This is a genomic window from Tardiphaga sp. 37S4 (assembly GCF_021044645.1).
GTDB classification, from domain to species: Bacteria; Pseudomonadota; Alphaproteobacteria; order Rhizobiales; family Xanthobacteraceae; genus Tardiphaga; species Tardiphaga robiniae.
Genome location: NZ_CP088008.1, coordinates 1,515,211 through 1,527,480, shown reverse-complemented (window position 1 = coordinate 1,527,480; position 12,270 = coordinate 1,515,211). Strand labels below are relative to the sequence as shown.

At 61.4% G+C, this 12,270-nt stretch carries 11 protein-coding genes and 1 tRNA gene; 2 read left to right on the top strand and 10 right to left on the bottom strand.

The genetic code is table 11. The features are described 5' to 3' along the window. Positions 1-61: 61 nt before the first annotated feature. Together LPB73_RS07185 and LPB73_RS07180 are read right to left on the bottom strand one after the other, a co-directional pair. A tRNA-Leu gene (locus LPB73_RS07185) sits at positions 62-148 on the bottom strand. Between the two features lie 126 nt (positions 149-274). Beyond that, complete coding sequence (locus LPB73_RS07180) at positions 275-598, bottom strand: c-type cytochrome (protein ID WP_231080114.1); 324 nt, start codon at positions 596-598, stop codon at positions 275-277. Positions 599-810: 212 nt separating this feature from the next. Between LPB73_RS07180 and LPB73_RS07175 the strand changes: the two genes are divergently transcribed. Beyond that, the gene (locus tag LPB73_RS07175) at positions 811-2,178 is read left to right on the top strand and encodes an HlyD family secretion protein (protein WP_231080113.1); all 1,368 of its coding nucleotides are present in this window, start codon (positions 811-813) and stop codon (positions 2,176-2,178) included. After that, positions 2,175-4,121 (top strand): glycosyltransferase, encoded by a 1,947-nt coding sequence (locus LPB73_RS07170; RefSeq protein ID WP_231080112.1) that lies wholly within the window; start codon positions 2,175-2,177, stop codon positions 4,119-4,121. Before LPB73_RS07175 ends, LPB73_RS07170 begins: the two co-directional genes overlap by 4 nt. Before the next feature lie 47 nt (positions 4,122-4,168). Here the strand turns inward: LPB73_RS07170 and LPB73_RS07165 are convergent, their stop codons facing one another. From LPB73_RS07165 to LPB73_RS07130, 8 genes are all read right to left on the bottom strand, one after another. Next, positions 4,169-4,933, bottom strand: a complete 765-nt coding sequence (locus tag LPB73_RS07165; protein ID WP_231080111.1) for a DeoR/GlpR family DNA-binding transcription regulator — start codon at positions 4,931-4,933, stop codon at positions 4,169-4,171. 148 nt (positions 4,934-5,081) lie between these two features. Next, entirely contained in the window at positions 5,082-6,083 is a 1,002-nt protein-coding gene (pdxA, locus tag LPB73_RS07160) for a 4-hydroxythreonine-4-phosphate dehydrogenase PdxA (RefSeq protein WP_231080110.1), read from the bottom strand. Then, complete coding sequence (locus LPB73_RS07155) at positions 6,080-7,330, bottom strand: four-carbon acid sugar kinase family protein (protein ID WP_231080109.1); 1,251 nt, start codon at positions 7,328-7,330, stop codon at positions 6,080-6,082. Before LPB73_RS07155 ends, pdxA begins: the two co-directional genes overlap by 4 nt. Position 7,331: 1 nt before the next feature. After that, a complete protein-coding gene (locus tag LPB73_RS07150; protein ID WP_305801702.1) occupies positions 7,332-8,360 on the bottom strand; it encodes a 2-keto-3-deoxygluconate permease in 1,029 nt (342 codons plus the stop codon). Between the two features lie 287 nt (positions 8,361-8,647). Next, a complete protein-coding gene (locus LPB73_RS07145) occupies positions 8,648-9,604 on the bottom strand; it encodes a PDR/VanB family oxidoreductase (protein WP_231080108.1) in 957 nt (318 codons plus the stop codon). Further along, the gene (locus tag LPB73_RS07140; protein ID WP_231080107.1) at positions 9,601-10,116 is read right to left on the bottom strand and encodes an MOSC domain-containing protein; all 516 of its coding nucleotides are present in this window, start codon (positions 10,114-10,116) and stop codon (positions 9,601-9,603) included. Before LPB73_RS07140 ends, LPB73_RS07145 begins: the two co-directional genes overlap by 4 nt. Positions 10,117-10,271: 155 nt before the next feature. After that, positions 10,272-11,528 (bottom strand): MFS transporter, encoded by a 1,257-nt coding sequence (locus LPB73_RS07135; protein WP_414716903.1) that lies wholly within the window; start codon positions 11,526-11,528, stop codon positions 10,272-10,274. A gap of 200 nt (positions 11,529-11,728) precedes the next feature. Continuing rightward, entirely contained in the window at positions 11,729-12,076 is a 348-nt protein-coding gene (locus LPB73_RS07130; protein ID WP_231080105.1) for a RidA family protein, read from the bottom strand. Positions 12,077-12,270: the final 194 nt, after the last annotated feature.

Sequence of the window (12,270 nt, the reverse complement as noted above, 5' to 3'; positions counted from 1 at the left end):
GATTGACGTTGCGTAAAGCAGCCGCCGGTGGCCGGATTGAGGCCGAAGTTCCCCTGAAGGCTGGTGCGGACGGCGGGAATCGAACCCGCACGACGTTGCCATCGAGGGATTTTAAGTCCCTTGCGTCTACCAGTTCCGCCACGTCCGCGCGCGTTGTTTCTTCTAGGCTTTTGGCCTTCCGGTCAACGCATGTTTTGCAGCTTTTCCGTCGTGTTCTGCAGACTGCACTGAGCCCCGCCAGCAACGAGTCATCGGGAATTGCGCGACATCCAGATTATTTGGCCTTGGCGATCTTGTCAGTCAGGTACTCATTCAGATCCCGAAAGTCCCTGACCGTCCATGCGAACGGCGGCAATTTCACGCCGTTTTCGCGCAACGTTCTTGGAATGAGATCGCCGTTGGGACGGAGTATGACGGACGATACGATCACGCCGGGATAATCAAGCAGGCGCTTCTTGAACTCGGGTGTCGTGAGATCGGGTGCAGGCGGATTGCTCTTATCAGCCAAAGGCCCTGTGCCCTTAAAGTCATTTCCGTGGCACATCGCGCAGCGGCTCAAGAAAATCCGCTCGCCATTCCTGTTGTCTGCAAGAGACATCGACGGCATGCAAAGCACGATCGCTAATGCAGCAGCAATGCCTCCCTTCCTAGGTATCATAGCGCCCGGCCTCCGAGATTGCGCAGTTTTATCGAAAGATGCGGGGTCTACCTTAGCGGGCTCTTAAGCGGGCGCACACTCTACTCACCTGACATGGAATCGCTTCGAAGGACCGAGTTGGTCCGCTCACCGACAATTTGGGTTCGGCTGCCATGGATCGTGCGCAAAAGACTCAATTTCCTTCGGGGTTCGCACCTTCGTCCGTTGTCGAGGAAGATGTTCCATCCTTCGATCCCGGCGCCAGAGGATTGCAGCGCGATCTGGAAGACCGACTGAAGCCGGATATCGACGAGCCCGCAAACCGCGGTTCGCCTGATCAGACAACGCCTCCGCGCTCATATAGCACCGTTCGGCGGGTGCTGAAGATCGCTGCCGGTCTCACCATTGTTGCCGTGTTCGGATGGCTGCCACTCAGGGCAATCCTGCAGACCTCCAGCGTGGAGGCCGTGGTCAATGCCAGGCTCGTGACGCTAAGGTCGCCGATCGATGGCGAAGTCAGTTCGAAGTCCGGCCGTTCGACGTCGAGCGCAGTGAATGAAGGTGACCTCCTCCTTCGCGTCGTGAATGCACGGGGCGATCGAAATCGGCTGGATGATCTCAGACGACAGATGTCGCGACTGGACAATGAGCGCCCAAGTCTGGCGACCAAATTCGCCTCGGCTCAAGCCGCGCAGCAAGATCTCGCGCGCCAGGCCTCCCAATTCAGGGAAGGCCGTACCCTCCAACTGGAAGCGCGCATCGCTGAAATACAGTCGGTGATCGAAGCCGCTGCGTCCCGGCGGGAAGAGGCAACCGCCGCCGTAGAGCGAGCATCGTCGCTGATCAAGTCGGGCAGCGTCTCCAGCGTGGAATTCGCCCGCTTGACCCGGGAACAATCGGTCGCCCAGCAAACCGAAATCGGCGCCCGTCGCAGACTTGATGCCGCCAAGATCGAGCTCATTGCCGCGCAGAAGGGCACGTATCTGGGCGATAGCTACAATGACCGCCCAAGTTCGGTCCAGCGCGAAGAAGAGATGCGGCAACGTGCAAATGATCTCCAAGCCGATCTGGCGCATGCGAATGCCCAGATCGCGTGGCTCGCGAGCGAGATCGCGTCCGAGCAACTGCTTTATGTCAGCCGATCGGAAGCGGACATCAAAGCGCCCGTGACTGGCCGGATCTGGGAGATGATGACGTCGCCGGGCGAGGATGTCCGGGCCGGACAACCATTGCTGAAGCTACTTGATTGCAGCGGCGCTGTGGTAACGGCGAATGTCACCGAACGTGTTTACAACAGGCTCAGGCTGGGTGATCAGGCGATTTTTGAGCCAAATGATGAAAGTCCGGCGATAAAAGGGTTGCTCGTGAATCTCACTGGCGCGTCTGGCGCGCCCGCGAACCTGGCCATCAATCCCGACACGCTCAACAAGGAACCCTATCGTGTGACGGTCTCGATGCCCAATCTCGATACCACGGGCAAAGACTGCGCAGTGGGGCGCACGGGACGGGTCGTATTCAATCACGACACGTCGAAACCATGATCTCAGCCTTCGCACCAGGCATCGCCGCTCTCGGTGCTTGTCTCGCAATCACGCCGATGCTGAAGCGCGACAGCACGTTCGCCCGATCATTGATGACCGGGATATCCGTCATTCTGCTGATCCGATACTTCACGTGGCGTGTCACGCAGACGCTTCCGCCACCCGGCTTTACCGCCGACTTTTTCGTCGGGTACCCCTTCATGCTGGCGGAGGCTGCCTCGTTATTTGGCGTCTGCCTGTCGATGCTGTTTCTCAGCCGAACGATTGATCGCTCTGCCGACGTCGAGGTCGGAATAAAAAAAGCCGCGGCCGCCGCGCGGGTTCCGCTCGTCGATGTCTTCATCTGCACCTATAACGAGGAGCAAGCGATCCTCGAACGCACGATCATCGGCGCCACGGGACTGGACTACGGCAACTATCGTGTCTGGGTCCTGGATGATGGGCGACGGCTATGGCTCAAACGCCTGACCGAAGTGCTCGGCTGTCATTACCTGACTCGTCCAGACAATCAGCATGCAAAAGCAGGTAACATCAATCACGCTTTGCGCCATGTCGCTGGACTACAAAACAAACCGGATTTCGTTGCCATCCTGGATGCCGACTTCGTCCCTCTGCCGGAGTTTCTCACGCGCGCGACCAGTTTGATGGAAGACAAGACCATTGGCATCGTGCAGACGCCGCAGCACTTCATCAATCCGGATCCGATCCAGTCCAATCTGGCCGCCACCGAGGTATGGCCCGACGAGCAACGTTTCTTTTTTGATATTCTGATGCCGGCCAAAGACGCCTGGGGGGTGGCTTTCTGCTGCGGCACATCGTCGGTGATCCGCTTTTCAGGCCTCATGGAGATCGGTGGATTCCCGACGGACTCGGTGACTGAGGACTATCTCGTCACGTTGCGTCTGAAGGAGCGTAATTATCACACGGTTTATCTGAACGAACGGCTCACGCTTGGATTGGCGCCCGAAGGCCTCAAGGAATACATCACCCAACGCGGTCGATGGTGCCTCGGCTTCATGCAGATCGTAAGAGGCCGAAGCGGGCCCTTTTCATCGCAATCAAAACTCGCCCTGATCGACCGGCTTTCGCTCGTCGACGCTTTCATGAGCTGGGCCGGGGCTTATGGAACGAAGATGCTTGGCCTGATCGTGCCGTGGCTCTATCTCCTGTTCGGGATCAAGGCGATTTACGCCGATCTCTCCGAACTGTTGACATACTTCCTGCCCTTCTACGTCTGGCACGCATTTACGATGACCTGGATTTCCCGCGGTCGCTCGCTGGCGATTATGACGGACGTCTCGCAGTACATCGCGGCACCGGCGGTCCTGAAAGCAATCATCACGGGCCTGATCAGACCAAAGGGTCACAAGTTCAAGGTCACCGCCAAAGGTGGCGATCGCAATCAGAGGTTCATCGAGTGGCCGCTTCTGCGGCTTTATGGATCCGCGCTGCTGATAACCATGCTGGCGATCGCTTACGCTTTCATTATCAATCTGAAGGGAGAGAGCATTGCTTACGGCGGACTAGCGCTTGGCTGGAGTTTGTACAACTGCGTCGTCCTCGCAATCGTGTGCTTCATCTGTATCGAGCAGCCTCGCCGTCGGAAAGCCGAGCGATTTGAGCGCAATGAGCCCGTCCTCATTCACGAGGACAGCGCCCCGCGGCTGGTTCGCATGGCAGACATCTCGATAACCGGTGCTCGCTTCATCGATCCCGCGCCGCCGCAGGTGGGGACTGTTCTCAAGTGCAATGTATACGGTCAGAATGTGTCGGCAACGGTCATGCGACGAACGAGCGATGGTTTCGGCGTTCGCTTCGAAGAAGCCGCTGCAACGCGAATTCGCGTCGTACGCGCCTTTTACGCGGGAGAGTATGTTCGCGCTTTTCACGGTGTCCGGGCAGTCCCGGTTGGCAAAGCCTTACTGATGCGACTGTTCAATTGAATATCATACCCATATCGGCACGGCGTCAGAACACGCATACAGCCGCGCTACGCCCCCGCCACGACGATATGCGCCCCTGCTTCCTCCATCAGCTTGCGTTGCTCCGCCGAGGCGCCGGCGCCCGTCACCAGCGTCCAGCGCGGCGGCAGCGGCGCCCAGGCGTCCTGTTCGGCGCGGCCGAGCTTGCCGGCGTCGGCGAGCACGATGACCTCCTTGGCCTGCTGCATCATCAGGGACTTCAAGGCGACCTGATCGAGGTCGGCCTCGCACAACCCGCGACCGCTCACGACACCGTCGGCGCTCATGATGGCGCGGTCGGCCGTGAGCCGGCGCAGTCCCTCGCTGGCCAGCGGCCCCATGGTGCTCATGCTGGTCGAGCGCAGCGCGCCGCCCAGCACCACGAGTTCGATGCTTGGTGCCTTGGCGAGAAACGGCAGCAGCGCGATATTGTTGGTGATGATGCGCAAGCGGCGCTGCAGCAGCAGCTTGCCGAATGCCGCGACCGTCGATCCGGCATCGAGGATCAGCGTATCGCCGTCCTCGATCAGGTCGATCGCGGCGCGCGCAATGGCCTGCTTTTCCTTGCCCTGGACCGCGAAGCGCTGGTCGAGCGTGGTCTCTGCGACATGGCCGGTGAGAATCGCGCCGCCGTAAGTGCGGCGCACCGCGTTGTTCTTCGAGAGATGCTGCAGGTCGCGCCGCACGGTGGACCCGGACACACCGAAGCGCCGTGCGAGATCGTCGACATCGATCTCGCCGGCGTTCAGGGCGTCCAACAGGCGTGAGCGACGTTCCTTGTTGCGCATCGACATCGAACCTCAGCCAATCAAGCTGGTATTTACCAGCGTTTCGTCATGGCCGGGCAGCGCGAAGCGAGCTTCGCTTGACGTCCCGGCCGTCCACGTCTTCGAAGTAACAAGACGTGGATGCCCGGCACAAGGCCGGGCATGACGGAGATTGTCAGGCCGCCTTGGATCCCGGTGCGAGATCCACCGCCTGCCGCAATGCCTCCAGAAGGCTCCGCTCATCGGCGACGCCCTTGCCGGCGATGTCGAAGGCGGTGCCGTGATCGACCGAGGTGCGGATGACAGGAAGGCCAACCGTGATGTTCACGCCGGATTCCAGACCCAACACCTTGATCGGACCATGGCCCTGATCGTGATACATCGCGACCACCATGTCGTAGTCGCCGCGGCCGGCGAGGAAGAACAGCGTATCGGCCGGCAGCGGACCGCGGACGTCCCAGCCCTTCTTCTGGCAGACTTCGACGGCCGGCGTGATCTTCTCGGCTTCCTCGCCGTAGCCGAACAACCCGTTCTCGCCGGCATGCGGGTTGATGGCGCAAACGCCGATCTTCGGATTCTTGATGCCGGCCTTCACCAGCACCTCATGGCCGCGGGTGATGACGCGCTCGACCAGGCCCGGCTCGATCTTCTTGATGGCATCGATCAGGCCGATATGCGTCGTGACGTGGATCACGCGCAGCTTCGGCGACACCAGCATCATCGACACTTCCGGCGTGCCGGTCAGATGCGCGAGCAGTTCGGTATGGCCGGGATATTTGTGGCCCGCCGCATGCAACGCTTCCTTGGAGAGCGGCGCGGTGCAGATGCCCTGCGCGATGCCGGCCTGAACGATTTCCACAGCCTTCTCAATGAAACGGTAAGCCGCCTCGCCTGCCACCGGGGAGTTCTGTCCGAACGGCAGGTCATCGGGCACGATCTTCAGATCCACGCACTGGACGTTTTTCGACGCGAAATTCGCCGCCTTTGCATCGGCCAGTGAGTCCACGCCGATCCTGGCGCCGACGATCTCGCCCGCCTTGCGCAGGCGATTGGCGTCACCGATCACCAGCGGATTGCACATCGCGAGCATTTCCGGATGCGCGAAGGCCTTCATGATGACCTCGGGGCCGATGCCTGCGGGATCGCCCATGGTGATCGCAATGGTCGGACGGGTCATGTGAAGCTTCCTTGAGTTCGGACAGTGTGAAGACGTTCGCGAATTTTGATCAGGCTGTTCTCGTCGCCGAAGGCGCCGGCCTTGGTGGCGATCGGCACGGACAATGCGCCGAGCGTAAGCCCGAGCGAAACGCCGGGCTCGATCTCGTCGGCCAGACGGATTCCGTTGACACCGAAGCGCGACAGCAGTGCAGCGGCGGTCTCGCCGCCGGTCGCAGCAAAGGCACCGATGCTCGACGCCACGGGCATGAGCGCATCGGCGAGATTTTGCGCAAGCTGCGGGCCGAGCGACATTTTCGGATTGTCATCCATCACGATCTCGACCAGGACATCGCCGCCTGCGATCAAGCCTTCGGTCACGCGCGCGGCCAACGCCGCCTGCCCTACCTTGTCGCCAAGCAGGACTTCAGGTGTGACAGGCAGATGAGTGACGGTGCCGCTGGCGACAAGCTTGCGCGCTGCGGAGCGCGACGCGCCCGCGAGCGAGCCGACCACGATCAGCGTGCCGTAGATGCTGGGCGGAATTTCCAGCTTCTCGGCGGCACTGGTGTCATCGAGCGCCGCCAGCGCATGTGCAAGGCCGGCGCTACCGATGAACACTGTCGCCGGCGAAATCTTCAGGCTGGCTTCGGCGATCAGATGCAGGTCGTGCTCGGTCTCCGCATCGCAGATCGCAACGACGCTGTCGCCAGACGCGATACGCGCAAGGTGGGTTCCGAGATGCCCGCCGCGGATGATTTCGAGCAACACCTTCTCGCTGCGAATACCAGCCGATGCCAATACATCAGCGATGTCGGCATTGTCGTAGGTGTGATCGCGCTTCCAGACCTCGGCTTCCTCAAGCGGACGACCATTGACGACGACGCGGCCATTGATCGTGGTGCGGTTGGTCGCCGGAAAGGCCGGCGCGAAGATGCCGAAGGCCGAACCAGACTGCGCCTTGAGATGCGCGAGCGCAGCCGCCGTCTCGGAGGCCGGCTGGCCGCGCAGCGTCGAGTCGATCTTCTTGAACAGGAGCCGATCCGGCTCCATCAATTGTTGCAACACGTCGGCGTGGCGACGCGCAGCGGCCTCGGCCGTGAGGCCGCGGCTCGCTGCATCATAGGAGATAACCGGATGCTGGCGATCCCCGGCGCTTGCGACGTCGCCCCAGGTCACGGCAGCCGCAAGGCCCCGGCGACCGAAGGCGATGGCGCAGTCCGCTGCACCGGTGAGATCATCGGCGAGGATCAGCCAGCGTCCCGCCATCTTAGTGCCCAGCCACTGGTGCGGCTGATGCGACGCTTGGCGCGGCAGGCGTCGTCGCCTCTTCGCCCGGCTCGACATCACGGCCGACGATGCCGGCAACCCACGAGGTGAGGATCGGCGTCAGGATCGCCGTCACGACCACGCAGGCCGCGATGAGGATGGTCGCCGGGCCGGCAGCAGCGGCATAGGCCGGATTGGCCGCGGCGACGATTGCAGGCACAGCCGCAGCATTGCCGGCGGTCGACGCCGCAGCAACACCCGCAACGCCGTTGCCGCCGGTGAGACGATCAACGAGGAACAGCGGAATGCCGGTCACGATCACGACGGCAACGCCCATGCCGACGCCGAGCAGACCAGCCTGCCAGACCTGCGTCAGGTTCAGGCCGGTGCCGAGCGCGAAGGCGAAGAACGGGATCATCACAGGCACAGCCTTGCTGAGGAAGTCGCGCAGTTCGCGATCGAGATTACCAAGGATCATGCCGGCCACCAGCGGCAGGATCGCGCCGACGAGCGCAGGCCACTGGAACGACGACAAACCGGCAACGCCAAGCGTCACCATGGTGAGGAACGGACCGCTTTCCAGCGTCATGATGCTGTAGGCACCCACATCGCGCGGACGGCCATACTGGCCCATCAGCGCCATGTACAGACCGCCATTGGTGTCGTTCATGGCGGCGACGATCGCCAGCGTCGAGACGCCTGCGAAGATGCCGGCGGTGACCGGCGCTTCACCGAGGAAGCGGCCGAAGATCAGGCCCAAGATAATTGCGGTGCCGACCTTCACGATCATCAGGGCGCCGCCCTTCTTCACGATGTAAGGCGTCGCCTTGAAGTCGATGCTCGCGCCCATGCACACATAGAACACGGCGAGAATGCTGAGGGCGCCGCCGGAGAACAGCGCGCCGGTGAAGGAGCCGAAGAATTTCGGGGTGTTGGGGGCAAAGGTCGCGAACAGCGCGCCGATCAGCAGCGGCACCGTCATCATGCCGCCCGGCACCTTCTCAATCGCCCGCTTAATTGGAATCTGCATGGTCTATTTCCTTCCCGCGCCGTGCGCATCACTGATTATTCTGCGCAATTTCCCTCAGGAGCCCCTGCGCATACCGCCCGATATGCGCAATTTACGCAGACATCAAACACTTTTTGCGCACTTTGCGCAATTTTTAAAAATTAGTTAAGCGGTCAAGGTATGTTTGTAAGCCATCCAAAGCGGGCGGTTCGCTGACCGGAACGTCGGGCGTTGCGATGCGCTGCATGAAACGCAAACAGGCGGCAACGGTGCATCCGTTGCCGCCTGTTTGGCCGTCAGATCGGACGTCAGAGATCGAGAACCAGACGATCCCCAGCGGAACCCGCCACGCAGACCAGCAGGCTGCGTTCGCGTTCCGCCGGCGACAGCACGCGGTCGCGATGCACCGGCTGCCCTTCCAGCCAGTCCACCTTGCAGGAGCCGCAGATGCCGCCGCAGCAGGATGCCGGCACGTCGATGCCGATATCTGTCAGCGCCGACAGCATGGTCTGTCCTGCAGCCACGGTGATTTCCCGGTTCGATTTTGCGAGCGCGAGCACATAGGGCTTGGCGTCGGGATCGATCGGCAGCGGCGGCGGCACGAAGCGCTCGATATGAACGCGATCGGCGGGCCAGTCGCGTGATGCCTGTTCGAAGTCGTCGATCATGCCGTCGGGACCGCAGCAGGCAAGCGCGACATCCGACAGTGGCCGGCCGACCAGTGCCGCAATATCCGGGCGCTGCCCACTCGACGTGTCGTGAATCACCACATGACCGGACTTGCGCAGCGGCGCGAGCAGATCGGCGAGTGGCGGCTCACCGCGCGCAATCATGTGCAGCATGAATTTCGAACGGCCCATGCGCTTGAGCCAGGCCGCCGCCGACAAGAACGGCGTCACGCCTATGCCGCCACCGATGAAGGTGAAGCGCGTCACATCCGCAGACAGATCGAGTCCGCCGCGCGGCAGCGTCACGCCGATGGTGTCGCCGACCTTGACCGCGTCATGCAGCACAATCGAACCGCCCCGCCCTTCGGCCTCGCGCTTCACTGCCACGACATAGCGCTTGTCATCGGCGGGATCGTTGCAGAGCGAGTAAGTCCGCACCAATCCACGGGGCAAATGCAGATCGATATGTGCACCCGGCCGGAACGGCGGCAGCTCCCAGTGATCGGGATCGACCAGCGAGAACAGCTTGATGCCTTGGCCGCCGTCCTCGATCTTGTCGACGACGGTCCTAACCCTGGTGATCGGCACCGCGCTCATTGCACGTTCCGCACGGCGTCGCCGACACGCACGGTGCCACCCTGCAGAATCCTGCAGTTGAGGCCGGAGCGATTGATCAGCGGATCGAAGATCGCCTTGCCGGTGATCTCCTCGATATGCCGGCACGGGATCGACAACCGCGTCGATTCCAGCAGCGTCTCGCCGAGCCAGAACTGACGGCCAACAAGATGCGTCAGCGGCACGCCGGATACGGTGACATTGCGGCGATGCTCCTCGGGGGCGAGATCGATATTGTGATCGCGCTTCAGGGCTACCAGCGTCTCGTATTCGAACAACGTGACCTGACGCCCCTCTTCGGGCTTGTGCGAATAGAACCCCTCCTCGCGGCCGATCATGTAGCGATCGCCCTCGATGCCCTTGCCGGCAATCAAAGTGAGTTCTGGCATTTCACGCATCGGCAGGAACGCGCGCGGCGTGATGTGGAGATAGCGCACCACGCCGGTCCATGACGAGACCACGGCAGTGGATGCGGAAGTAACGGTATCGAGCATTGCTTTCGTCCTTGTAGAGGCTTGGGCGACACATCACTCCGTCATGGCCGGGCAAAGCGCGAAGCGCGGCTTCGCTGGATGTCCCGGCCATCCACGTCTTCATGCGGTCAAAGACGTGGATGCCCGGCATGCGCCGGGCATGACGAAGACTGCGTTCAGATCAGTTCCTTGTTCGCCATTTCCGGCGCAAAGGATGTCGCGATTGCGGTGATGCAGGCGCAGAAGATCAGGAACACCGATACCGGCCAGGTCGCACCGGCCCATGTCATCAGCGACGCCGCGATGAGCGGGCTGAGACCGCCCGAGATGGCCGCACCGACCTGGAAGCCGAGCGATGCACCGCTATAGCGCAGCTTCGCGGTGAACAGCTCCGAATACCAGGGCGCACCGATGCCGAACATCACCATCTGGCCGAACGAGATTGCGACGACAATGGTGAGGATCACGATGGTCGGATCGCGGGTATCGAGCAGCCAGAACATCGGGAATGCGAAAGCCGCGCAAAAGAGGCAGCTCGCATAGAACATCGCCTTGCGCCCGACCTTGTCCGACAGCCAGCCGAAGAACGGGATCGAGAACAACGCAACGAAGGATGCGATGAAGGCGCCGTTCAGCACCAGCCCGCGCGACAGGCCGAGCTTCGACGTCGCATAGGACATGATGAACACGCCGGCGATGCTGGCATAAGCGATCTCCGAGATCTTCAGTCCGACGGCGGTGAAGAACGGACGGCGGTGATACTTGAAGATGTCAACGATCGGCATCTTGGCGACTTCATTCTTCGCCTTGAGCGCGCGGAAGGCCGGAGTCTCTTCCATGCTCATGCGGATCCAGAGGCCGACGCCGACCAGCAGGATCGAGATCAGGAACGGAATGCGCCAGCCATAGCTCATGAAGTCTTCTTCAGGCAGTTGCGACACCAGCGCGAACATGCCGATGGCTGCGAGATTGCCGACGGGATTGCCGACCTGCACCATGCTGCCGAGGAAGCCGCGTTTATGCGTAGGACAATTCTCGACCACCATCAGAACCGCGCCGCCCCATTCACCGCCAAGGCCGATGCCCTGCAGGAAGCGGAGTGCGATGAGCAGGATCGGCGCCGCGATGCCGATCTGCGCATAGGTCGGCAGCAGGCCGATGGCGAAAGTGCCGAGGCCCATCACCATGATCGTAATCGCAAGCATCGCCTTGCGGCCGACACGGTCGCCATAGTGACCGAAGATCGCGGCACCAAGCGGACGCGCGAGGAAGCCAACCGCATAGGTGCCGAAGGCTGCAATAGTCGCGAGCGCCGGATCGCCAGCGGCGAAGAACACCTTGTTGAACACCAGCGCGGTTGCCGCGCCATAGATCAGGAAGTCGTACCATTCGACGGCGGTGCCGATCACGCTCGACCAGACGATCTTGCGCATGGCCGCATCGTCGGGATTCTCCGCCGTGGCGGTGACTGTATTGAATTCTTCTGCGACGGTCATGTTCACTCCTTCAAAAGACATGTTCAGTTTCAGGCGCGCGGGCTCTTTCCGTGCCGCGACATCTCGCGGCGCAGTCCGGGTCTTCTCGTGAACTTTCGCTGTTGCTTCAGTCGCCTCAGCGCAGGCGTCAGTGGCGCTTAAGGAATGGCTGCGATGGCTGCGATCTCGACTCTGATCGAGGGATTGGCGAGCCGCGCTTCGACACAGGTGCGTGCAGGCGATGCGCCTGCCGGCACCCACTCATCCCAGACTGTATTGAAAGCCGCGAAATCCGCGATGTTGGGCAACCACACCGTCGCGCTCAGGATCGATGACTTGTCGGTGCCGGCTTCGCCGAGCAGTGCATCGATCTTGGCGAGCACTTCGGCGGCCTGCGCTTCGACACCGACAGACAGATCGTCCGGCACTTGCCCTGCGAGATAAACGAGACCACCATGCACCGTGGCCATGCTGAGCCGCTTACCGGGCTTCAAACGCTTGATCATATATCTGCCTTCGTGTCGTTTTCTGAGGACATATTCCCGTCATCAAAATCCAACAGGTTTACTGACAGAAATCAACGTCACGAAAATCGGCATCTGATGCCTAAATCGGCAAAAGGCAGCTGATGCACATAACGCAGGCTAAAAATCTGCATTTCCCGGCACTTTTGCCTAAATTATCCTTGCTCGTGCTGGAA